Source organism: Bradyrhizobium sp. U531, assembly GCF_051710265.1.
Taxonomy (GTDB): domain Bacteria; phylum Pseudomonadota; class Alphaproteobacteria; order Rhizobiales; family Xanthobacteraceae; genus Bradyrhizobium.
Window position 1 is genome coordinate 401,013 of record NZ_JASVEN010000005.1, and the last position, 22,647, is coordinate 423,659.

Here is a 22,647-nt window from a genome sequence, read left to right on the forward strand (position 1 = left end):
ATTCGCTACGAATTGTAATGCTACGTACCGTAACACTCACAATGGAGCCCGACAAGCAGAGATTGCGGCTCCTTCGTCACGACATCCGGAGCCGCCGGCGTCCCTTAGAAATTTGGCCCGAGCGCGATCTTCGTGATCGTGTCGTTCCTGACGCCGATGCGCCATTCCGCCGAACCGTTGGCGAATTGGGCAATGTAGATGTCGCTGTCGAGCGCGGTGACGCCCCGGAAGGAGACCGCACGCAGCGCGCCAAGCCGCGCCAGGATCGCCTGGTCGAACGGCAATTGCTGTCGCGTGATGTCGGCCACTTCCGACGTCATGTGCTCGTAGTCCGGCTGCCCCTTGCCGATGCTCTCGATATAGCGGCGCAGCATCTCCTCGCCATTGGCGATCGGAACGGCGCGGCGCGCGGCACGACCGGGATGCGCGCCGATATTCGAGGCTTCGACATTGTGGAAGCGGGTCTGCCGGCCCGGCATCACGATCTCCAGGCACCGTCCCGACTTGTCGGCGACCATCCAGGGATTGTTCACCGTCGTGGTGGTGGCCCAGGTCATATTCGGCCTGACGATCTGCGACTTGCGATTGCCATCCGCATCAAGATTGTAAACCTGGATGTCGCTGCCCATCTCGTTGTAGAGCATGATCCTGATCGGCGAGGTGCCGGCGCGGCCGCGCACGCTCGCCTCCTCCGCGCAAGGCATGATGCCGCCGAGCTCTTCATTGCCGTCGGCCCGGAAGAGCACGTCGCCGGCCTTGCCGTCCGGCTCGATCATCAGGCGAAATTCCGCGCTGCCGTTCTCGAACTTCACGCCATAGATGTCGTAGCCGCCCGGACCGACGCCGCGGAAGAAGATCGACTGCACCGCGCCGAGCGCCACGAAGGTCGATTGCATTTCGCCGACATAGCGGTGGACCTTGGCCGCGAGCGGCGCGCTCATGCGATCATAGTCCGGCGCACCGCGGCGCAGGTCTTCGATGCCGCGCAGGACCATCTCCTTGCTGCCGGCCGCAGGCACTTGCTCCCTGAATCTGTCGGACACCTTGGCGAGGCGGCGCGCGAAATCCGCCTCGACCGCCTGGGCCACCGCCGGGTCGACGCGGCCCCCAAGGCGGGCGCCGAAGACCGCGCTCTGCACCAGCACGCGCGAGACCTTCGCCTGCTCGTCGCGCAGGAAGATCACCAGATGATCGCCTGGGAAAGAGAAGGCATCCGTGCCCTCGGCGAGCACCTGCGTCGCGTCCTGCCCGGTCTCCTGCAGCAAGAGACGACTGCCGTCGCGGCGCACGGCGAGCACGCGGTTCGGCGCCAGCCTGTACCAGCCAACATACTGATCGAGCGACGCAGGTTCCGCGGACGACGCTGGCATCTCCGCGAGGCGGACAGCACGAATGTCGCGGCCGTTCATGCGCAGCTTCAGCTCGGAGGAGCGCCGCTCCGCATCCAGCGCGAACGTGATCTCGCCGGACGTGGCGGCGTAGGATGCCGTGCCGTCCTTTGCGACCGTCAGCGGCAAGCGACGCTGACCGGTGAGCTGGCCATAGAGGTCGTCGCCTTCCCGGAAGATGGCGAACACCGAGGCCGGACCCATGGCGTAGAAATTGACGAACGGGCGGTAATGCTGGGCGGGCACCTCTCCAGTCTCCGCGGCGACAGGCGCCGCATCCGGCGTGCGATAGGCGATCATGCCGGCGGACACGACCATGGCCGGGGCGATCGCGGCGACGATCCACAGCCGCTTGCGCCAGCTCACCGCGACGGGCATCGCGGCCGCCGCGATGATGCGTTCGACGCGGGCACGTACGGTCGCGGCCCGCGCCATCGCGAGCTCGACCGGCCTCGGCTTCACCGTACTGGCGAAATCGAGCAGGATTTCCGCGTAGGACAGCCGGTCGTCGATGACCTCGATCGCCTCGGCGTCGCTGATGATCTCGGCGAGTTCGGCAAGGCGCGCAAGCTGCCACCACGAGAACGGGCTGAACCAGAACACCGTGCGGTTGAGGGACGCCAGCAGAAGGACGTAGAAGTCGCGATTGGCGACATGCGCGCCCTCATGCGCGAGCACGGCGAGGCGCTTCTTGGCGTCCCAGCCGAAGAATTGCGGCGGCACCAGGATGGTCGAGCCGAAGGTGACGGGACCGCCGATTTCGCGGCTGACGCGCACATCGGTGCCGCTCGTCTCGACGCCGCCGATCGGCTTTGCCGCCCGTGCCAGCCGCCAGGTCAGGCAGAGACCGATCGCGAGCCGCAGCAGCAACAGGCCGGCGACGCCGGCATAGACGATGCCGGCAACCAGCCACCAATTGATCGACCAGCCGCTCCTGGAAACCTGCGGCGCGACATCGATGCCCGGCGCGACCGGCAGCACGGGCTGCGGCGTCTCCAGCATCGAGAGGTCGGCGGGCAGAAAATCATCCGGCACGGCGACCGGCAGAGGCAGGCGGCTGATCGTGAGCGTCGGCCAATGCATCACGAAGGGCATCGCCAGCGAGGCCAGCAGCACGACGACCCAGGCCGTCATGTGAACGTGCGGATTGCGCACGCGAAACAGGTTGAGACCGAACCAGACGACGCCTCCCAGCACCAGGGAGCGCAGTGCCGCCTCCGCCAGAGTTGCGATCATTCTTTCTTCACTCCCCTCGCTTTCTTCGCCTTGGCCACCTGATCGGCCAGCGTGCGCAATTGCTGCTGGTCGAGCATCTTGTTGTCCACCATGCCGACGAGGACCTCCTCGATCGAGCCATTGCAGAACCAGTCGACGATACGCTGCACCGCCTTGGCCGCCACCTTCGCGCGCTCTTCGGCGGCATGGTAGACATAGGTGCGGCCGTCCACGGTGTGGTGACAATAGCCCTTTTCCTCGAGCCGGCGCAGCACCGTGCGCACCGTCGATTCCTTCAGGCGCCGCGACAGGCGTTCACGCACGATCTCGGCCGTGACGGGACCATGGGCCCAAACCAATTGCATGACCTCGTGCTCGAGATCGCCGAGTTCGGGCAAACGATCGTCCATGGCATCTGACCTTGCGGCTTGAGTTCTTCTTGTAACGCTACAGACTGTCGCATATAGGGTCGCGCGGCACAATGGCGATTCCACCTGAGATGGTGGCGGCGGTGTGAGGATCTATGATCGGCCTGGCCTGGTGTCGTTGACGGTACACGAGGCCGTCATGCCCGGGCTTGTCCCGGGCATCCACGTTCTTTGTGCGCTTCAGCAAGAGGTGGATGGCCGGGACAGCCCGGCCATGACGGTGTGGAAGTGTCGGGACCCTATCGCGCCGCTTTGACGCGGGACGACCGCTCAGTAATGCGGCTCGTACATCTGGGATTGGACCAGGGCCTTGACGTCGTTGGGCGCCGGTCCGTCCGCGAGCCCGCGCTGATAGGCGACGTCCGCGACCGCGGCGGCGATGCGGATGGAGACTTCGCGGATGCGCGGCAGCGCCGGATAGAGACTGCCCTGCGCAAGATCATCCTTGCCGACGCAATCGGCAAGCGTATGGGCGGCCGCCATGAACATCTCGTCCGTCACTAGCTTCGAGCCGCTGGCGATGACGCCGAGGCCGACGCCGGGGAAGATGTAGGAGTTGTTGCCCTGGCGCGGCACGAAGCTGCGGCCGTTCAGCGTCACCGGATCATACGGGCTGCCGCAGGCGAACAGCGCGCGACCGTCGGTGTAACGATAGGCATCTTCCGCCGAGCACTCGGCCTTCGAGGTCGGATTGGAGAGCGCGAACACGATCGGCTGCTCGTTGAGCTCGGCCATCGCCTTCAGCACTTCGGGCGTAAAGGCGCCGCCGACCGCGGCCACGCCGATGATCGCCGTCGGCTTCAGCGTCTTGATCGCGGTGAGGAAGTCGGAGATCGGCGCTTGACCAGCGTGCGCATAGCGCAGCTTGTGGCCGGAGAGGCCCTCGCGGCCGCCGACGACGAGGCCGCGGGAATCCACCAGCCAGTTGCGGCGGAGCGCGTCCGCCTCCGTCGCGCCCTCCGCCATCATCGCCGACACCACGAGATCGGCGATGCCGGTCGCCGCCTCGCCCGCTCCCAGGAACAGGATCTTCTGGTCCTTCAGCTTGCCGCCGTTCACGCGCAGCGCCGAGAACAGGCCGGCGAGCGCCACCGCTGCGGTGCCCTGGATGTCGTCGTTGAAGACGCAGGCTTCGTCGCGATATTTGTGCAGCAGCTTGAACGCCGCATGATTGGCGAAATCCTCGAACTGGATCAGCACGCCCGGAAAGGTTTTTCGCGCGGCGGTCATGAATTCGTCGACGAAGGTGTCATAGGCTTCGCCCGTGAGCCGGCGCTCGCGCAGGCCCAGATAATAGGGATCGTTCAGAAGCTCTTCGTTGTTGGTGCCGACGTCGAGCACGATCGGCAGGCACGCTTCCGGATGCACGCCGGCGCAGGCCGAATAGAGCGAGAGCTTGCCGACCGGAATACCCATGCCGTTGGCGCCGAGATCGCCGAGGCCCAGAATGCGCTCGCCGTCGGTGACGACGATCAGTTTGGCCTGATAGGGCCAGTTCTTCAAGAGCTCGGCGATCTGGCCGCGGTCGCGCGAGGAGATGAACATGCCGCGCGGGCGCTGGAAGATCAGGCCGTATTTCTGGCAGGCGAGCCCGACCGTGGGCGTGTAGATGATCGGCTGGATCTCGTCGATATTGTCGACGACGACGCGGAAGAACAGCGCCTCGTTGCGGTCATGCAGCGCGTTCAGCGCGACATATTTTTCCAGATCCGTCGGCAGCGTGCGCAGATTGGTGAGCACGCGCTGCGCCTGGGTCTCCATCGTCAGCACGCAAGGCGGCAACAGGCCACGCAGACCGAGTGCGGCGCGCTCGGATTCCGTGAAGGCAGTGCCCTTGTTGAGCAGGGGATCGCGCAGCAGCGCCATGCCTTGCGGCGGATTTGACGACGTCGATTGGGCAACGACCCGGGCAGGTCTATTCACGAATTCCCCCAAGAAGCACATTGAACCGCGCGCATTGTCGGCCAGCGCTCCATTGAGATCAAGGACGTAGAGACCGAGGCCTCGATTGTGATCTCGCACCGCAGCGAGATTTGCGCGAACGACTGGCAGTCGCGCGTGAAAAGGTTAACGGGGCGAGGCTGATCTTTCTCGTGGCAGGTATTAGGGGCAGCGTCCGCTCTCTCCCCTTGTCATTCCGGGGCGCGCGACAGCGCGAACCCGGAATCCATTGGGCGGTAGTTCTGCAGCTTGATGGATTCCGGGTTCGCGACTTTGTCGCGCCCCGGAATGACGAAGCAACAGCCCTACTCCGGCTTGATATCCGCCGCTTTCACGATCGGCCACCATTTCTCGGTCTCGGCCTTCTGGAACGCGGCGAGTGCTGCGGGCGTCTGCTGGTCGGGCGGCGGTATCTCTTGCCCGAGTTCGCCGAAGCGCTGCTTGACGGACGCATCGGCGAGCACGGCGACGATCGCCGCGTTGATCTTGCCGACGATCTCCCTCGGCGTGTTCTTCGGTGCCCAGATGCCGTGCCAGTAGGAAATATAAAGACCCGGCAAACCTGCTTCGTCGACGGTCGGAACGTCGGGCGCTGAGGCGAGCCGGGTCGGCGAGGTCACCGCGAAGGCCTTGATCGCGCCGCTCTTGACGTGCGGCAGCGAGTTCGACGCCTGGTCGAACATGATGTCGATCTGGCCGGCGACGAGATCGATCATGGCAGGCCCTGCGCCGCGATAAGGCACGAACTGGAAATCGGTGCCGGTCTTGTTCTTGAAGAAGACGCCGGCGACATGGGCGCCGGTACCGGCACCGGCCGTCCCTGCGGTGGCCTTGCCGGGATTGGCCTTCAGCCAGGCGATCATCTCCTTCAGGCTGTTCGCCTCGAGCGTCTTCCGGCCGACGATGAGCTGCGTTCCCATCGCGATCATCGCGACCGGCTCGAAATCGCCGAGGATGTCATAGGGCAGCTTGAAGATCGCGCCGTTCAGCACATGGGTGCCCCAATGCCCGATCGTGATCGTGGTGCCGTCCGGCGCCGCGCGTGCGACGCGCGCGCCGGCGATGCTGCCGGATGCGCCCGCCACGTTCTCGACCACGACCGTGGTGTGCAGTTCCGCTGCGATCCGCTCGGACAGGATCCGCGCCAGCGTATCGGTCGGGCCGCCTGCGGCGAAGGGTACGATGAGGGTGATGGGGCGCGAGGGAAACGGCTGGGCATGACCGGGCGCGGGCGAAACCACCCATCCCAGCAACGCGCAAATGACGATCACATGACCGCGCAACACGGCCCACAGCCCCCGCATCAGCCTCTCCCACCCTTTTTGCCGCCCGCATGTCGTCTGCGGGCTGGAGGGCGAGTGAACGCTGCCGAACGGGCCGAGGCAAGCGGTAAGTTTCGGCGTCTATCCGGCCGCGCGCCGCGGCGTCAGAGTGGCGGCGCTGTCGGCCGGCGGCGCGATATGCATCAGGATGGTCTGGGTCGCCGATGCGACGTTGATGCCGTTCTGCTGGAAGCGCAGCTTCATGCGACGGTTGAATTCGCGCTGGACCGGCCAGCGCCCGGCCTCGGTGCAGCGGATCTGGCCGACGATCGACACCATCGCACCGTCGACCTTGTCGATGCCCCACAGTTCGAGGTCGCCGCGGATCAAGGCGCGGAAGTCCGGCTCGCGGCGCATCTCCTCGACGATATCCTTGAGGATCTGGCCCGCGCGGTCGGTGTCTTCCTTGTAGGCGACGTTGACGCTGACCGAGGCATTGCCGGCGCCGCGACTGGCATTGGTGATGGTCGTGACCGCGCTGAACGGCACGATGTGCACGGCGCCATCACCGGCGCGCAGCCGTATCGTTCGAATGGAAACGTTCTCGACCACGCCCGACAGCCCCGACACGCTGACATTGTCACCGACCTGCACAGTGTTCTCCAACAGCAGGAACAGGCCGGTGATGAGATCCTGCACCAGCTTCTGCGAGCCGAAGCCGATGGCGATGCCGACGATGCCAGCGCCCGCGAGCAGCGGCGCGACATTGACGCCGATCTCGCTGAGCGCGGTGAGGCCGACAACGGTGGCGATCAGGCAGAGCAGCGCGGTGCGCAGCATCGGCTGGAAGGTGCGCAGGCGCGCGGCGCGCGCATAATGCCCGTCGCGCGACAGCGTGTTGATCTGGCGGTCCAGGAGTGCGTTGCTCGCCTCCCAGATCGCGGCGGCGATGAACACGGCAAGGCCGATGGTCACCACGGCCGAGATCAGCCGGCTGCCGATCTGGCCGCCATAGAACCAGACGATGGCATCCACGCCCCAGACCTCGAGCATGGCAACGAAGCCGATGAAGGCGATCACGCCGGAGACGATCTTGCGCAGCAGCGGCAGATAGCGGTTGGCGCGGACCTCCAGGCCCGGGAAGCGCTGCAGGATCTCCGGCTTGATGCGAAAGCCGCGGTCGATCAGGCTGAGCGTCAGCATGATAGCAACGCGCGTGATCAGGGCGACTGCGATCGTGCCGACGAAATATTGCAGCAGCAGCGAATAGCCGTTGCGGATGTTGAGCGCCCACACCGCCCACAGCGCCAGATCGAGCGCGATGGCAAGATAATGCCAGCCGCCGGCAACGCGGTCACGCAGACGGGCGGCGATGCCCTGCCGCTCGGCCGGCGCGCGGATGGCCTGAGCCACCTGGCGGCGGCATTGCAAGATGATGACGACGACAAACAGGTGCACGATTAGCATGACCATGCGAAGCAGCGCCGCATAGCCGGCACGATGCAAGCCGAGCAGCAGCGCCACATTGGCAAAGGCGATGCCGGAGACGCCGACGCCGACGATGCGGCGCGCCCAGATCTCGATATAGGCCGCGGTCTCGGCCCGCACCGGGAACAGGCCGAACGGCCCGGCCAGCGCCCGCACCGCGCAGATCAGCCCGCGCGAGGATGCATAGGCGTTGACGACCGCGAGGATCACGAGACGAACGGTGGTGGGCTGGCCGACTTCGGTGCCCAGCAATGCCGTCGCGACACCGACGAAGACGACGACGGGAAGCAGCTCGAGCACGAGACGGCCGAGCACGAGGGGCAACCGCAGCATGACCTGCCAGGCCCGCGCGAGGCTGTGACGCCGCTTGTGCAGCTCGGGCGCGGGAGTGACATCGACGACCGACGACGGCGGATCGGCGATCGGCAATACCTGCGACGGCAAATGCGCGGTTTGCGGCACGCGTCCCTCCAGGAACGCGACCGGGCGCCGGATCAGGCGGAACAGCACCCATTCGGCGGCGAGCGCGCAGCCGATCACCAATGCCAGCTTCCAGGCGATCTCGATCAGCAGATTATAGGCCGCAGGGTCGTTCGCGGTCCGCACGATCCAGTAATAGAACGCCGGGAAATGCGTGATCGTCCGCGCGACGCTCGCAATCTCGCTCGAAATCTCGCCGATCTCCTCGGAGACCGTGAGCAGGAGCTGCGCGCCGAGACCATCGGCCGAGAGCGGGATCGGCGACTTCTGCTCGGGCGCGGGCGACGCAGGCGGCTGCTGACCGGAGGCCGTGGCGATCGCCCGCAGCGTATCGATCATCTGCGCACGGCGCTTGTCGTCCTGGAGCGTCTCCAATGCACGCCTGGCGTCCTCGGGCGACAACGCAGCGGCATTGCTCGTCGCCGGCCGCGGCGGCTCGGCGCGGGCGCCGGAGAGAGGAATGATTGCGAGGAAGAGAGCGGCGAAGAGAGCCGAGGCAAGCTTATGCGACACGAGGATTCCCTGAAATAAATTGCATGCGCCGGCGGCAACGAGACCGTCACCGCGCAAAGCGCATGCGTCATGTCGGATGGCCGTTATTCGCCCTTAGCCTGTGTCGGAAGTTGGCCTTCGAGACGACATTCTCTTGGCATTTGCCGCGATGCGAAGATGGGGGAACCCGCGAGATCGGCAGAGCTCCGAGGCACGGCAAAACGCCTCCGTCATTCCGGGCGTCGGCCCGGAATGACGGCGAGGAGGAAGGAGGAGGAGGAGAAAATCAGGATGTCAAAACGGCAATCGGCGCAGCAGCCTCGTCGCGGCTATTCGACACGATCGATGTGATGCAAAATACAGCGCCGGGCAGGTAGGGGCCATGCCACACTGATGGAGCCCTCTAAACCTGTACCCGGCGTGCCGTTCGCGGTTTCTGCCGCTATGCGATAGTCCGAACGAGCTCCATCGCACTTAACGCGGCTGGGTTTGCGGAGGTGGTGTCATAGACCTCCCCTTGCTCATGAGGTGGACGTTGCGCGTCGCTTGTTTGCGACCAACGACATGCTCCTCCCGTGACACGAAACTGTCAAGCGGGATCAGCGGGCCGTGGAATCACATTTGAACGCGCGGCGGTTCCCGCGACAGTTTGGCTGCACGCAGGGAGGAATAAATCCCTTGCCGCTGCGTTTGTGTCGAAGAGAATATCCTTCACTTTTCCCTTGTTCGATTTCAAGAAAGCCAGCGATGAAAGCGTCCATTTGCATCACCGTTCTCGCCGCCCTCGCCACCGGATCGGCATTCGCACAAAGCCCGCCGCAGACCTCGACGAAGAAGGTTGACGGCACCGAGAACGTCTACGTCTTCCGCTATGGCGGCCATCAATCGATCTTCATCGTGACGCCGCAGGGCGTGATCGCGACCGACCCGATCTCCTATTTGCGTCCCGCCAAGCCCTATATCGACGCGATCAAGGCCGTCACCGACAAGCCGATCAAATACGTCGTCTACAGCCATCACCACTACGACCACATCGCCGGCGGCCAGCCCTTCAAGGATCTTGGCGCCACCTTCATCGCGCACCGGCGGACCAAGGAGCGCTTTCTCGAGCTGAAGAAGCAGAAATCGCTGCTCGCCGACGTCGTGATGCCCGATCAGGTGGTGGACGACAAGAAGAGCATCACGCTCGGCGGGACCACGCTGGAGCTGAACTATGTCGGCCGCAACCATTCCGACAATTCGCTGGTGATGCGGCTGCCGAAGGAAAAGATCGTCTTCGTGGTCGACTTCGCCCCGATCGAGCAGGTCCAGTTCCGCAACATCCCCGACAATGCCTCGCCGCTCGAATACATCGCCTCGCTGAAGAAGCTGGCGTCGCTCGATTGGGAGCGGATGATTCCTGGCCATCCCTATGCAGGTGGCCGCTTCGGCACCAAGAAGGACATCGAGGACGACATCGCCTACATGGAGGACCTCTCCACTGAAGTGAAGAAGGCGGCCGATAGCGGCAAGTGCTTCGACACCGCGATGAAAGAGGTGAAGCTGCCGAAATACGAAAAATGGGCGAACTACGAGACTGCCCTTCCCGCCAATATCGAGCGCTTCTGCTATTGGTGGGCGCGCGGGTATTGAGGGCTTGCGCTGCCGCGACGAGCTTCGCTCGCGCTGAAGTCGTAGGGTGGGCAAAGGCGCGCCAGCGCCGTGCCCACGTCTTTGGACGGCGTGGGCACGCTTCGCTTTGCCCACCCTACGAGAGCGGCGACCGCCGCGCCCTACCGCTTCCCCTTGCCTTCCTTCTCCAGCGCCTTGCGCACCGCCTCGAACTCCTGCAACGAGGCCTTGTCGGCGCGCGGGAATTTCAGGTCGAGCTGCTCGAGCGTCGCATTGATCACCGAGCCGATCACGACGCGGGCGAACCATTTGTGGTCGGCGGGCACAACGTACCACGGCGCATGCGCCGTCGAGGTGTGCCGGACGATGTCCTGGTAGACGGCCTGGTAGCGCGGCCACAGCGCGCGCTCCTTGATGTCGTCCATCGAGAATTTCCACTGCTTGGCCGGGTCTTCAAGCCGGTCGAGGAAGCGCTCGCGCTGCTCGTCCTTGGACACGTTGAGGAAGAACTTCAGCACCACGGTGCCGTTGCGGCAGAGATAGCGCTCCCAGGCGGCGATATCCTCGAACCGCTCCTTCCAGATGTTCTTGGTGACGAGCCTTTGCGGCAGCTTCTCCTTGACGAGGATCTCCGGGTGCACGCGCGTCACCAGGCATTCCTCGTAATGGGAGCGGTTGAAGATGCCGATATGACCGCGTTCCGGCAGCGCGATGGCGTGGCGCCAGAGGAAGTCGTGGTCGAGCTCTTTGCTGCTCGGCGCCTTGAAGGCATGGACCTCGCAGCCTTGCGGGTTGATGCCCTCGAAGATCGCCTTGATCGCACTGTCCTTGCCGCCGGCATCCATGGCCTGGAACACGATCAGCAGCGACCAGCGGTCCTGGGCATAGAGCTTCTCCTGAAACTCGATCAGCCGCTTCTTGTTGGCGTCGAGGATCTCCTGCGCCTTCTCCTTGTCGAGATCGCCCTTCTCGTTGGTCTTGTGTCCCTTGAGGTGGAACTTGCCCGCACCGTCATAGCGGAACGGCGTGATGTAGCGGTCAAGCTCCTGGGCGAGCGATTTGGACGGCTTCTTGCTCATGAGCGCGGGGCACCTTGCGTTGCGGCTTCAATCGGTCGAGCAAGCTACCAAGAATGCCCTTGGGAAGGAATATGATGAAAAGCACGAGCAGCACGCCGTAGACCAGGTTGTCCCAGCCGACCGCCTTGGTGCCGAAGCCGATGCGAAGGGTTTCGGCCAGCAGGATGGTGATGACGGCGCCGAAGGTCGGCCCCAGCGAGACGAACAGGCCGCCGACGATGGCCGCGAACACCATCTGCAGCGACACCGCGATGCCGCTGACCGTGTCTGGCGTGATGAACATCTGGTACTGGCAATAGATCGCGCCCGCGAGCGCCGTCATCAAGGCACTGAGCAGCGTGATCTTGAGCTTCTCCGCGGTGACGTCGACCCCGGCGGCGGCCGCCGCGTCCTCGTCCTCCGAGATCGCCTCCAGCGCATAGCGGGCCATGCTGCGGTCGACCCAGTGCCAGACCACGATGCCGAACAGCCAGACCCCGAGCGCGATCAGGTACCACGTCGTCTTGTCGTCGAATTGCAGCGCCAGCAGCTTGTTGCCGGATGCCCGGTTTGGCGTATAGCCGAGCGAGCCGCCGGTGTAGTCGCGCGTCGCCGTGATGACCTGGAGCACGATGCCCGACAGGGCCAGCGTCACCAGCACGAAATAATGCCCGGTGATGCGGAAGCGGAAGCAGGGATAGCCGACGATCAGCGCCAGCACGCCGGCCGCTGCCATACCGATGGGAATGCCAATCCAGGGCGACAGGCCGAGATGATTCCAAAGAAGCGCGGTGACGTAAGCGCCGATCCCCATGAAGCCGCCATGCCCGAGCGAAACGAGACCGAACCGCCCCATCATCGACCACGATGTATAGGCGAACGACCAGATCAGGATCAGCACCAGGATGTGCAGATGATAGGGATCGCGATAAACGAACGGCAACGCGACCAGCGCCGCGAGCCCGATCCCCCATGCCGCAAGCCGCCCTTGCCCGGACATCCCCTGCCCCGTCATCGGCGCCTCGCAAGCAGGCCCGCGGGCCGGATGAACATCATGACGATGAAGAAGGCGAAGGCGAGCACGTAGCCCCATTCGAGGTCGGAGAACAGGCCGCCGAGCGAGATGATCTCGGCGAAGACGAAAGCGGCGATGAAACCGCCGATGAAATTGCCGAGCCCCCCGAGCACGCAGATCAGGAAGGTGATCGGCCCGAACGACAGGCCGACGAAAGGATGCACGTCGTATTGCAGCACCAGCAGGCACGCGGCGAGCCCGGCCAGCCCGCCGCCAATGGCTGACGTAATGAGATAGATGCGTTTGGTGTCGACGCCCATCAGCGCCATGATCTGCCGGTCCTGCGAGATGGCACGGATCGCGGTGCCGGTGAAGGTGCGCGTCATGAACAGATAGACCGCGACCATACCGACCAGCGCAGCCAGGAACGAGAGCAGCCGCGCGTAGCTGAAGTTCATGTCGCCGAAGGCGAGCACCGGCAAGCGGATGCCGAGATTGCGGAAGTCGATGCCGAAGGCGACGGTGGCGAAGCTCTGCAGTACGAACAGCACTCCGCCGGTCGCGAGCAGCTGGTTGATCGGCGGCGCGGTCAAGAGCGGCGCGATGACGAGGTAGTGCAGCGCCGCACCGAGCACGGCGACCAGCAGGATCGTGAGCGGCGCCGCAACGAAATAGCTGATGCCGTAAACCTGCACCAGGAAGTACATGGCGTACATGCCGATCATCACCAGTTCGGCGTAGCAGATCCAGGTCACGTCGATGACGCCGAAAATGAGATTGAGCCCGAGCGCGAGCAGCGCCAACACGCCGCCGAGCAGGATGCCGTTGATCACGGCCTCCAGCAGGTAAATGTCGAAAATGTCCAGAAAAGCTTGCATGCCTGGATGCCCCCTCACACCCCGAGATACGCTTCCTTGACCGTGTCGCTCGCCAGCATCTCGGCCGAGGTGCCGGATGCGCGGATCGTGCCGGCCTCGATCAGATAAGCGCGGTCCACCACTTTCAGCACCTGCTGCACGTTCTGCTCGACGATCAAGACAGTCAGCCCGCTGGCGCGGATCCGCTTCACCAGCTCGAACACCTGCTGCACCACGACCGGCGCCAACCCCGCCGACGGCTCGTCCAGCAGCAGCAGCTTCGGCTTGGACATCAGCGCGCGGCCGATCGCGCACATCTGCTGCTCGCCGCCGGACATGGTTCCGGCCATCTGGTGGCGGCGTTCCTTCAGGCGCGGAAACAGCTCGAACACGACCTCGAGCCGCCCGGCATAATGGCCGCGCGCCTCCTTCATGAAGGCGCCCATCTTGAGATTGTCGTCGACCGAAAGCTGCGGAAACAGCCGCCGGTTCTCCGGCACATGCGCGATGCCGAGGCTGACGATCTTGTGCGGCGGCGTCGCCACGACGTCCGTGCTCTCCATCCTGATCGCGCCGCGCGAGGGGCGGATCAGGCCGGAGATGACGCGCATCAGGGTGGTCTTGCCGGCGCCGTTCGGGCCGATGACGCCGACGGCCTCACCGGCCCTCACGTCGAGGTTGACGTCGAACAGCGCCTGGAAGGTGCCGTAGCCGGCATTGACGCCGCGGAGTTCGAGCATCAGGCGCCTCCCGCGCGGCGGCGCGCTTCGGCGGCCGCGGCCTGTGTGGTCTCGGCATCGGTGCCGAGATAGACCTCGATGACGCGGGGATCGCCGGCCACCGCGCTCGGCAGGCCTTCCGAGATCTTCTCGCCGTGATCGAGCACCATGACACGATCGACGACGCGCATCAGCACGCCCATGATGTGCTCGACCCAGATGATGGTGATGCCGAGCTCATCGCGGATGTTGCGCAGCATGTCGGCCGCCTGGTCCATCTCGGTCTCGTCGAGGCCTCCGAGGCTTTCGTCGGCGAGCAGCAGCTTTGGCGCGGTGGCGAGCGCCTTGGCGAGCTCGAGCTTCTTCAGCCCGGCCGCACCGAGGCCATCGACACTGGCGTGGCGATCGGTCGGCAGGCCCACCATGGCGAGCGCGCGCTCGGCCGCCTCTTCGGCCTTGTTGCGGCTGTGGCGGCCCTGTCCGTAGAAGCCGGCCAGCGCGACGTTCTCGAAGATGGTCAGGCGGCGGAAGGGCCGTGGAATCTGGAAGGTGCGCCCGACGCCGCTGTTGATGATCCGGTGCGGCGCGAGGCCCGCTATTTCGGTGCCGTCGAACAGGATCGAGCCCGATGTCGGCGCCAGCGTTCCCGAGAGCATGTTGAAGATCGTGCTCTTGCCCGAGCCGTTGGGGCCGATCAGGCCGAGGATCTCGCCCTGATCGACCCGGAACGACACGTTGTTGACCGCGGTGAAGCCGCCGAACCGCTTCACCAGCCCGCTGACTTCCAGCACCAGGGCCCTCCGCTGCTACTGGTTGCTGTAGGTGGTGCCCTTCGGCAGCGGCAGCACGGCCTCGCGCTGCGCCTGGCTCTTCGGCCACACCACATGGGACTTGTCTTCGAGATACTGGATCACGACCGGGAACGAGCGCTCGTTCTGTCCGGCCATGGGCGTGCCCTCGGCGTAGAACTTCACGCCGAATCCGAGCATGGTGCCGCCTTCGGCGATGTCGGTGTCGAGCGCCGCCTTGCGCAGCGACTCGGGATCGACGCCGCCATACTTCTTGATCGCGCGCGGCAGCACGTCGTTCATGAACACATAGGTGTTGGACGCGCCGATGCCGACATGGGCGGAGCGGATGGCGACCCCCGGCTTGATCTTGTCGAACTCCTCGCCGACCATCTTGATGACCGGCGCAAGCTTCGGATCCATGGTCTTCTGGTTGGCGAGCCAGATCGAGATCGGGTCGGTGTTGAAGATGTAGGTGGCGTCGGCCCCCATACCTTCCTTCAGCTTCTCGTAGACGCCATAGCCTGCGCCATGCCCCATCAGCGCACCGAACTTCAGGCCCTGCTCGCGGGCCTGACGCAGCAGCAGCGTGATGTCCGGATTGTAGCCGGTGTGGAAGATCACGTCGGGCTTGGCACGCTTGAGCTTGGTCACCAGCGCGGAGAGATCCGGCGCGGTCGCCGAATAGCCTTCCTTGAGCACGACGTTGAAGCCGGCCTTCTTGGCCCCGGCCTCGTTGCCCTTGGAAACGTCGACGCCGTAGGCGCCGTCCTCGTGGATGATGGCGACGCGCAAATCCTTCGGCTCCTTGCCGAACTTCTCCTTGGCGTTCTGCGCGATGAAATCCATCGTCATCATGCCGAACTGGTCGCCGCTCGCCTGCGGGCGGAAGACGTATTTGTAGCCCTTCTCGTTGAACACGGCCGACGAGATGCAGGTCGTCATCCACATGAACTTCTTGAGCTGCTCGACGCGCGCGGCTACCGGCACGCATTGCGCGGAGGAGAAGAAGCCGAGCACCATGTCGACCTTCTCCTGCTCGAGCAGGCGCACGGATTCGTTGATGGCGATGTCGGGCTTGCTCTGCGCGTCGGCATAGACCGCCTCGATCTTGTAGCCCTCGACGCCAGTCTTGGCGAAATGGTCGAGGATGATCTTGCTGCCGACATAGTTTAGCTCGGAGCCGCCGCCGGCCAGAGGGCCGGTCAAATCAAAGACGACACCGATCTTGATCTTCTTGTCCTGAGCCTGGGCGGACATTGCCAAGCCCGTCGCCGATATCGCGACCAACAGCCCACGTACCAAACGGGCAGCCATGCGCAGGCGCATCAAAACCTCCCTGGACGATTGTGCATTGCATTCTTGTTGCTTTTGCTTTTTGCCCATCACATGGGCTGAGCGCAGCGATGTCAAGCCTTGCGCATCAGCGCGAGGCGAACTGCTGCTCGACAAAGGCCGTGACAAATCGCGGCATGCTCGGCCTGAGATCACTCATCCCGCGCACGAGATGGATGGCCGACAATTCGGGCTCGTCCTCGCGGGCGAGATTGGCTTCGATCCGGGCGCGCGCTTCCTCGCCCGACATATCCAGGTTGAGCACCTGCATCATCGCAATCGTGGGGCCGCTGACGATGCAGTGCCAGTCCGGCTCGGCCCGGAAGTCCGCCGCGGTGAGGCCGGTCTCCTCCTCGAGCTCGCGGACGACGCTGCCGGGAATGTCCAGCGTGTCGCCCCTGACGTCGTCGAGATCGGGCGTGCCGGAGGGGAAATAGATGCGGCCCGCATTGGCGGTGTGCGGCGCCATCTCCCCCATCACGAAGGCGCCGTCGGCGCTGCGCAGCGCGCCCATGCCAAAGCCGTTGAATACGGCGGGCCCGGGAAAGCCCCAGTCGCGCCATGCGAGGAAGCTGGCAAAATCGGTCTCGAAATAGGTCGACGCGAAACGGCCGCCCGTGAACACGGGATCGCGCCCGAGCAGGACGCGGCCGTTCCAGATCTTCGGCCGCTCGCGCTGCTTCTCGGCGAAATGCGCCGCGATCTCGTCACGACGCTCCTCGGCGAACGGCCAGACTATCGGCCGCACGGCAAGTTCGAGCGTCGTGACGCGATGAATGATTGGTGACGTCATGAGGGACGACTACCCCATCTTCGCGTCAGTTATTTGGCATTCCCCGTGGTCTTCTTGGCCTGCTCGACGAACGTATTGGTGAAGGTCTTGCTGACGTCGATCTTGGCATTGGCGACCTCGGGCGAGCCGACGCTGAACACCGCGAGCACGGCGTCCGCGCCCTTCGGGTCCATCTTGCCGGTCTCCGAGTACATCGGGATCGTGTTCTTCAGCGCGGCGAGATAGAGGTCCTTGTTCTTGCCGACCGTCTCCTCCGGCATCTTGGCCATGATCTCTTCGGGGCTGTGCGAATGGATCCAGGCGAGCGTGGCGAGGATCGCATTGGTGAGCGCCTGCGTCTCTTTCTCGTGCTTGGCGACCCAGGCCGCGGTCGAGTACAGCGCACCGCCCGGATATTCGCCGCCGAAGGTCTCGAGCGTGTCCTTTTGCGTGCGGGTGTCGGAGAGGATGCGCAGATCCTTGTGGCTGCCCTGCAGCACGGTGACGGAGGGATCGAGCATCACGGCGGCATCGATCTGGCCCTGCTCCATCGCGGCGACCGCGGTGGCACCGAGGCCGACACCGATCACGGCGGCGCTGGTGGGATCGACACCGTTCTTCTTGAGCATGTATTTCAGGAAGAAATCGGTCGACGAGCCGGGCGCGCTGACCCCGACCTTCTTGCCGGCGAGGTCCTTGACCGACTTGATGTCGTTGGTGCGCGAGGGCGCGACCACCAGCACGAGGCCGGGATAGCGGTCATAGACCACGAAGGCCTGGAGCTCCTGCTTCTTGGCGGCGAGGTTGACGCAATGGTCGAAATAGCCGGAGACGACGTCGGCGCTGCCGCCGAGCACGGCCTTCAGCGCGTCCGAACCGCCCTTGAGGTCCACGAGCTCGACATTGAGGCCGGCCTTCTCGTATTCGCCGAGCTGCCTGGCCAGAACGGTCGGCAAATAGCACAGGCACGAACCGCCGCCGACCGCGATGGTGACCTTGCTTTGCGCCGCGGCAAATCCGGTGGTGAGCGTCAGCGCGAGCAGCGCACCGGCGAGCCTGGCAATCGTGTTCTTCATTGGTTTCCTCCGTTCGGCCGGCGGCACCATAGAGCAGCGCACCCGGCTTGAGAAGCGCAACCAAGGTCTTTGATCCCTCTCCTCTGGCCATCTTCCTTCGGTCGCAATAGCATGGCTCCACAACAACAATTCCAGATGGGGAGGAATCCATGAATCGCCTTGTTGCCGGGCTGTCGATCGCCGCCGCCTTTGCCGCCGGATGCGGCGCCAACCAGTGGCTCCGGCCGGCGCTGGCCGCCGAGAACATCACCGCGCAGATCATCCACACCGACGAGATGGCGGGCGACGCCCTCGGGGCCGCCAACAATGTCGGCTACCGCTCGAAGATGTTCGCCAGCGCCGACGGTGCCACCATCTCGATCCAGGTCGGCAATGTGCCCAAGCACATGCATCCCAACACCAACGAGATCCAGTACATCCTGGACGGCACCGGCACGATCTGGCTCGGCGACAAGGAGGTCACGGTGAAGCCCGGAGACCTCGTCATCATTCCGAAGGGCACGCCGCATGGCGGCACCAAGCCGATCAGCGGACAGGTCAAGGCGATCGCGATCAAGACCCCGCCGCAGGCGCCTGACGATACCAAGCTGCTGGACTAGGCCTACGCGCGATGCGGGGCTCGCGCCGATGCGCGGGCCCTGCTTCTACCCCCGCCCGTCCGATGCGGCCGGTCGCCACACCAGCAGGCGCCGCTCGACCAGCGTGACGCCGTAGTCGATCAGGATCACGAACGCCGACAGCACGAACATGCCGGCGAACACGCCGGCGACGTCGAACACGCCTTCGGCCTGCTGGATCAGATAGCCGAGCCCGGCGGCCGACCCCAGATATTCGCCGACCACCGCGCCGACCACGGCGAAGCCGACCGAGGTGTGTAGCGATGAGAACATCCACGACAGCGCCGACGGCCAGTAGACGTGCTGCATCAGCTGCCGCTCGCTCATCCCGAGCATGCGGCCGTTGTCGAGCACGGTGCGGCTGACTTCCTTGACGCCCTGATAGACGTTGAAGAACACGATGAAGAACACCAGCGTCACGCCGAGCGCGACCTTGGACCAGATGCCGAGGCCCAGCCACAGCGCGAAGATCGGCGCCAGCACCACGCGCGGCAGCGCATTGACCATCTTGACGTAGGGGTCGAACACCGCGGCGACCAGCGGCTGGCGCGCGAACCAGAAGCCGACGAGGACGCCGCCGGCCGACCCGATCACGAAGGCAAGGATCGATTCCGTCAAGGTGATGCCGAGATGCTTCCAGATCACGCCGGAGGCGAACCACTTCACGATCTGGCTGAACACGTCGAGCGGGTTGGAGAAGAAGAACGGCGGCAGCAGGATCTTGCCGAACACGGGGACGGTCGACAGCACCTGCCACAGCACGATGCAGACGACCGCGACCAGCACTTGCAGCGCGAACAGCGTCGGGCGCGACATCAGACCGCCTCCGCCGGTTGCGTGGATTGCGCGTAGCCCTTCATCACCTCGTCCTTGAGCACGCCCCAGATTTCGCGATGCAGCTCGTGGAACTGCTTGTCGAGCCGCACCTCGAAGATGTCGCGTGGCCGCGGCAGCGTAACCTTCCAGTCGCCGATGATACGCGAGGACGGCCCCGCCGACATGATCACGACGCGGTCGGCGAGCGCGATCGCCTCTTCCAGGTCATGGGTCACGAACAGCACCGCCTTGCGGTCGGCGCTCCAGAGGTCGAGCAGCAGATTGCCCATCACCTGCCGGGTCTGCGCATCGAGCGGCCCGAACGGCTCGTCCATCAGGAGGATCTTGGGGTCGCGGATCAGCACCTGCGCCAGCGCCACGCGCTTGCGCTGGCCGCCCGAGAGCATGTGCGGATAGCGGTTGGCAAACGCCCCGAGGCCGACCGAAGTCAGCCATTGCTGCGCCCGGGGCAGCGCTTCGCTGCGCGGCGTGCCCTGCACCTCGAGCCCGATCGCGACGTTGTCGAGCGCGGTCTTCCACGGGAACAGCGCGTCGGCCTGGAACAAATAGCCGGCATCCCGGTTCAGCCCGGCGAGCGGCCGGTCGAAAATGCTGACGCTGCCGGCGGCCGGCTTCAGCAGCCCGGCCGCGACGTTGAGCAGCGTCGATTTTCCGCAGCCGGTGGGGCCGACGATGGCGACGAACTCGCCCTGCGCGACCGCAAGATGGGCCTTCTCCACCGCCGTATAGACCCGCCCGTCCCCGAGCCGGAACGCGACCTTGGCATCTTCCAGCGCCACTGCCGTGGGCGTCGACATCTGCTTCCTCCGAATTTCGCCTGATGCCTTAGCCGCTCGCGCGGCCAAGTTCAATCAAGCCGCCAAGCGTGCTACGCATGCCCTGCCCCTCCAGGGGAGGGGAAGCAAGAATGAGCTGCGTCGAATGCCTTCCAAGCCGGCCATCAGCTATGTGCACGTCACCAAAAGCTTCGGCCGGCTGAGGGCCGTCGACGATGTCTCGCTCGATATCGCCGAGGGCGAATTCCTGGCGATCGTCGGCGGCTCGGGCTCGGGCAAGACGACGCTGCTGCGGCTCGCCAACCGGCTGATCGAGGCCGACGGCGGCAGCATCATTGTTGACGGCGAGGACGTGCAGAACGTCGATCCGGTCGCGCTGCGGCGGCGGATCGGTTACGTCTTCCAGAGCGGTGGATTGTTTCCGCATCTGAGCGTCGCCGACAATATCGGGATCACGCCGAAACTGCTGGGCGAGCGGCCCGCGGATATCGCAGCGCGCGTCGACGAGTTGCTGGAGCTCGTGCAGCTCGACCGCACCGCGCATCGCGACCGCTTGCCCGAGGCGCTCTCCGGCGGCCAGCGCCAGCGCGTCGGCGTGGCGCGGGCGCTGGCGGCAAGGCCGCGCATCGTGCTGATGGACGAGCCGTTTGGGGCGCTCGATCCCCTCACCCGCGACGCGCTCGGCGACGATTATCGCTCGCTGCATCGCAAGCTCGGCCTGACCACGGTGATGATCACGCACGACATGACGGAGGCGATCCTGCTCGCCGACCGCATCGCGGTGATGCGCAGCGGAAAGCTGCTGGCGCAGGGCACGCCTGCCGAGCTGTCGAACAGCGGCGATGCCTACGTGCTCGAGCTGCTGCGCACGCCGCGGCGCCAGGTCGAGCGGCTGAACGCCCTGCTGCCGACGGGCGGTGCGGCATGAGCTTCCTCGCCGATCCGCGCTGGGTCGAGGCGCTGTCGCATCTGCCCGACTATCTCGGCAACCACGTGCGGGTGAGCCTCGCCGCGCTCGCGCTCGGCCTTGCCGTCAGCCTGCCGCTGGCGATCCTGACGCGCAATCGCCCGGCACCGCGCGCCATCCTGCTCGCGCTCGCCAGCATCGTGCAGACGGTGCCGGGGCTCGCATTGCTCGCGCTGTTCTATCCGTTGCTGCTGCTGATCGCGTCCGTGACGCTAGCCTGGTTCGGCGTTTCGTTCTCGGCGTTCGGCTTCCTGCCGGCGATGCTGGCGCTGGCGCTCTATTCGATGCTGCCGGTGCTGCGCAACGGCATCACCGGCCTCAACGGCATCGATCCCGCGCTGATTGAGGCCGCCAAGGGCGTCGGCATGACGGCGCGGCAGTCGCTGGTGATGGTCGAGCTGCCGCTGGCGCTGCCGGTGATGATGGCGGGCATCCGCACCGCCGCGGTGTGGGTGATCGGCACCGCGACGCTGTCGACGCCGATCGGGCAGACCAGCCTCGGCAATTACATCTTTGCGGGATTGCAGACCCAGAACTGGGTGTTCGTGCTGTTCGGCTGCTTTGCCTCGGCCCTGCTCGCGCTCGCCGTCGATCAATTGCTCGGGCTGATCGAGAGCGGCCTGCGCCGGCGCAGCCGCGTGCGCGCCGGGCTCGGCGCAGCCGGCATCGCGGCACTGGTCGCCGCGACGCTGGTGCCGACCATGGGACGTTCGTCGCAGGGCTACGTCGTCGGGGCCAAGACGTTCGCCGAGCAATATGTGCTATCGGCTTTGATGAAGGACCGCCTGCAGGCGGCGGGCCTGTCCGCAACGGCACGCTCGGGCCTCGGCTCCAGCGTGATCTTCGAGGCCCTGAAGGCCGGCGACATCGACCTCTATGTCGATTATTCCGGCACGCTGTGGGCCAACCAGCTGCATCGCACCGACATCAAGCCGCGCGCCGAGCTGATCGCGGAACTGAAGCCGGCGCTGGCGAAGGAGAACATCACCCTGCTCGGCGAGCTCGGCTTCGAGAATGCCTATGCGCTGGTGATGCCGCGGAAGAAGGCCGAGGCGCTCGGCATCCGCAGCGTTGCCGACCTCGCCGCACATGCTCCGACGCTGTCGATTGCCGGCGACTATGAATTCTTCTCACGCCCCGAATGGGCGGCGCTGCAAAAGGCCTATGGGCTTTCGTTCCGCGCCCAGCGCCAGATGCAGCCGGACTTCATGTATGCGGCGGTTGCCGGCGGCGAGGTCGACGTCATCGCCGGCTACACCAGCGACGGGTTGATCGCGAAATACGACCTCGTCGCACTCGACGACCCCAAGCACGCGATCCCGCCCTATGATGCGATCCTGCTGCTCGCACCGAAACGCGCCGGCGACGAGCGGCTGAAGGCCGCGCTGAGCCCGCTGCTCGGCAAGATCGACATCGCCACGATGCGCGAGGCGAATTTGCGCGCCAGCGGCAATGACGCGAATTCGTCGCCGGACGCGGTTGCGAGATGGCTGTGGGAGAAGGTGGGCGGACGGTAGATTCGCGA

At 65.1% G+C, this 22,647-nt stretch carries 19 protein-coding genes; 4 read left to right on the plus strand and 15 right to left on the minus strand.

Translation table 11 applies throughout. From position 1 onward, the window contains the following. Nucleotides 1–104: 104 nt before the first annotated feature. The 5 genes from QRQ56_RS24280 to QRQ56_RS24300 all read right to left on the minus strand — a co-directional run bounded on the left by QRQ56_RS24280 (nucleotide 105) and on the right by QRQ56_RS24300 (nucleotide 8,715). The gene (locus QRQ56_RS24280) at nucleotides 105–2,624 is read right to left on the minus strand and encodes a M56 family metallopeptidase (RefSeq protein WP_438743516.1); all 2,520 of its coding nucleotides are present in this window, start codon (nucleotides 2,622–2,624) and stop codon (nucleotides 105–107) included. After that, nucleotides 2,621–3,013, minus strand: a complete 393-nt coding sequence (locus tag QRQ56_RS24285; RefSeq protein WP_438743518.1) for a BlaI/MecI/CopY family transcriptional regulator — start codon at nucleotides 3,011–3,013, stop codon at nucleotides 2,621–2,623. The genes QRQ56_RS24280 and QRQ56_RS24285 overlap by 4 nt, the downstream gene beginning before the upstream one ends. 288 nt (nucleotides 3,014–3,301) lie before the next feature. Then, nucleotides 3,302–4,954, minus strand: coding sequence for an NAD-dependent malic enzyme (locus QRQ56_RS24290; protein ID WP_438743519.1), 1,653 nt, complete (start codon nucleotides 4,952–4,954; stop codon nucleotides 3,302–3,304). 323 nt (nucleotides 4,955–5,277) lie between these two features. Next, complete coding sequence (locus QRQ56_RS24295) at nucleotides 5,278–6,276, minus strand: Bug family tripartite tricarboxylate transporter substrate binding protein (protein ID WP_438743521.1); 999 nt, start codon at nucleotides 6,274–6,276, stop codon at nucleotides 5,278–5,280. A gap of 99 nt (nucleotides 6,277–6,375) precedes the next feature. Beyond that, nucleotides 6,376–8,715: a mechanosensitive ion channel domain-containing protein gene (locus QRQ56_RS24300; RefSeq protein ID WP_438743523.1), complete on the minus strand. Its 2,340-nt coding sequence runs from the start codon at nucleotides 8,713–8,715 to the stop codon at nucleotides 6,376–6,378. Nucleotides 8,716–9,441: 726 nt separating this feature from the next. Here QRQ56_RS24300 and QRQ56_RS24305 point away from each other — a divergent pair. Continuing rightward, nucleotides 9,442–10,326 carry an MBL fold metallo-hydrolase gene (locus tag QRQ56_RS24305; RefSeq protein WP_438743524.1) on the plus strand — a complete coding sequence of 295 codons (885 nt, stop codon included), beginning with the start codon at nucleotides 9,442–9,444 and terminating at the stop codon, nucleotides 10,324–10,326. Between the two features lie 140 nt (nucleotides 10,327–10,466). On the opposite strand, the gene QRQ56_RS24310 is transcribed toward QRQ56_RS24305, so the two are convergent. From QRQ56_RS24310 to QRQ56_RS24345, 8 genes are all read right to left on the minus strand, one after another. After that, complete coding sequence (locus QRQ56_RS24310; protein ID WP_438743525.1) at nucleotides 10,467–11,384, minus strand: polyphosphate kinase 2 family protein; 918 nt, start codon at nucleotides 11,382–11,384, stop codon at nucleotides 10,467–10,469. Further along, nucleotides 11,344–12,363: a branched-chain amino acid ABC transporter permease gene (locus QRQ56_RS24315; RefSeq protein ID WP_438743737.1), complete on the minus strand. Its 1,020-nt coding sequence runs from the start codon at nucleotides 12,361–12,363 to the stop codon at nucleotides 11,344–11,346. Before QRQ56_RS24315 ends, QRQ56_RS24310 begins: the two co-directional genes overlap by 41 nt. A gap of 11 nt (nucleotides 12,364–12,374) precedes the next feature. Beyond that, nucleotides 12,375–13,256 carry a branched-chain amino acid ABC transporter permease gene (locus tag QRQ56_RS24320; protein WP_438743526.1) on the minus strand — a complete coding sequence of 294 codons (882 nt, stop codon included), beginning with the start codon at nucleotides 13,254–13,256 and terminating at the stop codon, nucleotides 12,375–12,377. Nucleotides 13,257–13,270: 14 nt separating this feature from the next. Next, nucleotides 13,271–13,975 carry an ABC transporter ATP-binding protein gene (locus QRQ56_RS24325; RefSeq protein WP_438743528.1) on the minus strand — a complete coding sequence of 235 codons (705 nt, stop codon included), beginning with the start codon at nucleotides 13,973–13,975 and terminating at the stop codon, nucleotides 13,271–13,273. Beyond that, entirely contained in the window at nucleotides 13,975–14,745 is a 771-nt protein-coding gene (locus QRQ56_RS24330; RefSeq protein WP_438743529.1) for an ABC transporter ATP-binding protein, read from the minus strand. Before QRQ56_RS24330 ends, QRQ56_RS24325 begins: the two co-directional genes overlap by 1 nt. 15 nt (nucleotides 14,746–14,760) lie before the next feature. After that, nucleotides 14,761–16,071 carry an ABC transporter substrate-binding protein gene (locus QRQ56_RS24335; RefSeq protein ID WP_438743531.1) on the minus strand — a complete coding sequence of 437 codons (1,311 nt, stop codon included), beginning with the start codon at nucleotides 16,069–16,071 and terminating at the stop codon, nucleotides 14,761–14,763. Between the two features lie 94 nt (nucleotides 16,072–16,165). Beyond that, nucleotides 16,166–16,870 carry an NUDIX hydrolase gene (locus tag QRQ56_RS24340; protein WP_438743532.1) on the minus strand — a complete coding sequence of 235 codons (705 nt, stop codon included), beginning with the start codon at nucleotides 16,868–16,870 and terminating at the stop codon, nucleotides 16,166–16,168. A gap of 29 nt (nucleotides 16,871–16,899) precedes the next feature. Continuing rightward, entirely contained in the window at nucleotides 16,900–17,925 is a 1,026-nt protein-coding gene (locus QRQ56_RS24345) for an ABC transporter substrate-binding protein (RefSeq protein ID WP_438743533.1), read from the minus strand. A 149-nt stretch (nucleotides 17,926–18,074) separates the two neighbouring features. Between QRQ56_RS24345 and QRQ56_RS24350 the strand changes: the two genes are divergently transcribed. Beyond that, nucleotides 18,075–18,524 carry a cupin domain-containing protein gene (locus QRQ56_RS24350; RefSeq protein WP_438743534.1) on the plus strand — a complete coding sequence of 150 codons (450 nt, stop codon included), beginning with the start codon at nucleotides 18,075–18,077 and terminating at the stop codon, nucleotides 18,522–18,524. A 45-nt stretch (nucleotides 18,525–18,569) separates the two neighbouring features. Here QRQ56_RS24350 and QRQ56_RS24355 read toward each other — a convergent pair whose 3' ends face one another. Further along, complete coding sequence (locus QRQ56_RS24355; protein ID WP_438743536.1) at nucleotides 18,570–19,358, minus strand: ABC transporter permease; 789 nt, start codon at nucleotides 19,356–19,358, stop codon at nucleotides 18,570–18,572. Next, nucleotides 19,358–20,176, minus strand: a complete 819-nt coding sequence (locus QRQ56_RS24360) for an ABC transporter ATP-binding protein (protein WP_438743537.1) — start codon at nucleotides 20,174–20,176, stop codon at nucleotides 19,358–19,360. Before QRQ56_RS24360 ends, QRQ56_RS24355 begins: the two co-directional genes overlap by 1 nt. A 124-nt stretch (nucleotides 20,177–20,300) precedes the next feature. Between QRQ56_RS24360 and QRQ56_RS24365 the strand changes: the two genes are divergently transcribed. Then, a complete protein-coding gene (locus QRQ56_RS24365) occupies nucleotides 20,301–21,083 on the plus strand; it encodes an ATP-binding cassette domain-containing protein (RefSeq protein ID WP_438743539.1) in 783 nt (260 codons plus the stop codon). Continuing rightward, nucleotides 21,080–22,639 (plus strand): glycine betaine ABC transporter substrate-binding protein, encoded by a 1,560-nt coding sequence (locus QRQ56_RS24370; protein WP_438743540.1) that lies wholly within the window; start codon nucleotides 21,080–21,082, stop codon nucleotides 22,637–22,639. Before QRQ56_RS24365 ends, QRQ56_RS24370 begins: the two co-directional genes overlap by 4 nt. Nucleotides 22,640–22,647 lie beyond the last annotated feature (8 nt).

Excerpts from the sequence above, each read along its gene's own strand:
- QRQ56_RS24280 (WP_438743516.1), bottom strand. The coding sequence starts at position 2,624 with ATGATCGCAACTCTGGCGGAGGCGGCACTGCGCTCCCTGGTGCTGGGA.
- QRQ56_RS24285 (WP_438743518.1), bottom strand. The coding sequence starts at position 3,013 with ATGGACGATCGTTTGCCCGAACTCGGCGATCTCGAGCACGAGGTCATG.
- QRQ56_RS24295 (WP_438743521.1), bottom strand. The coding sequence starts at position 6,276 with ATGCGGGGGCTGTGGGCCGTGTTGCGCGGTCATGTGATCGTCATTTGC.
- QRQ56_RS24305 (WP_438743524.1), top strand. The coding sequence starts at position 9,442 with ATGAAAGCGTCCATTTGCATCACCGTTCTCGCCGCCCTCGCCACCGGA.
- QRQ56_RS24310 (WP_438743525.1), bottom strand. The coding sequence starts at position 11,384 with ATGAGCAAGAAGCCGTCCAAATCGCTCGCCCAGGAGCTTGACCGCTAC.
- QRQ56_RS24315 (WP_438743737.1), bottom strand. The coding sequence starts at position 12,363 with ATGTCCGGGCAAGGGCGGCTTGCGGCATGGGGGATCGGGCTCGCGGCG.
- QRQ56_RS24320 (WP_438743526.1), bottom strand. The coding sequence starts at position 13,256 with ATGCAAGCTTTTCTGGACATTTTCGACATTTACCTGCTGGAGGCCGTG.
- QRQ56_RS24325 (WP_438743528.1), bottom strand. The coding sequence starts at position 13,975 with ATGCTCGAACTCCGCGGCGTCAATGCCGGCTACGGCACCTTCCAGGCG.
- QRQ56_RS24335 (WP_438743531.1), bottom strand. The coding sequence starts at position 16,071 with ATGCGCCTGCGCATGGCTGCCCGTTTGGTACGTGGGCTGTTGGTCGCG.
- QRQ56_RS24340 (WP_438743532.1), bottom strand. The coding sequence starts at position 16,870 with ATGACGTCACCAATCATTCATCGCGTCACGACGCTCGAACTTGCCGTG.
- QRQ56_RS24345 (WP_438743533.1), bottom strand. The coding sequence starts at position 17,925 with ATGAAGAACACGATTGCCAGGCTCGCCGGTGCGCTGCTCGCGCTGACG.
- QRQ56_RS24350 (WP_438743534.1), top strand. The coding sequence starts at position 18,075 with ATGAATCGCCTTGTTGCCGGGCTGTCGATCGCCGCCGCCTTTGCCGCC.
- QRQ56_RS24355 (WP_438743536.1), bottom strand. The coding sequence starts at position 19,358 with ATGTCGCGCCCGACGCTGTTCGCGCTGCAAGTGCTGGTCGCGGTCGTC.
- QRQ56_RS24360 (WP_438743537.1), bottom strand. The coding sequence starts at position 20,176 with ATGTCGACGCCCACGGCAGTGGCGCTGGAAGATGCCAAGGTCGCGTTC.
- QRQ56_RS24365 (WP_438743539.1), top strand. The coding sequence starts at position 20,301 with ATGCCTTCCAAGCCGGCCATCAGCTATGTGCACGTCACCAAAAGCTTC.
- QRQ56_RS24370 (WP_438743540.1), top strand. The coding sequence starts at position 21,080 with ATGAGCTTCCTCGCCGATCCGCGCTGGGTCGAGGCGCTGTCGCATCTG.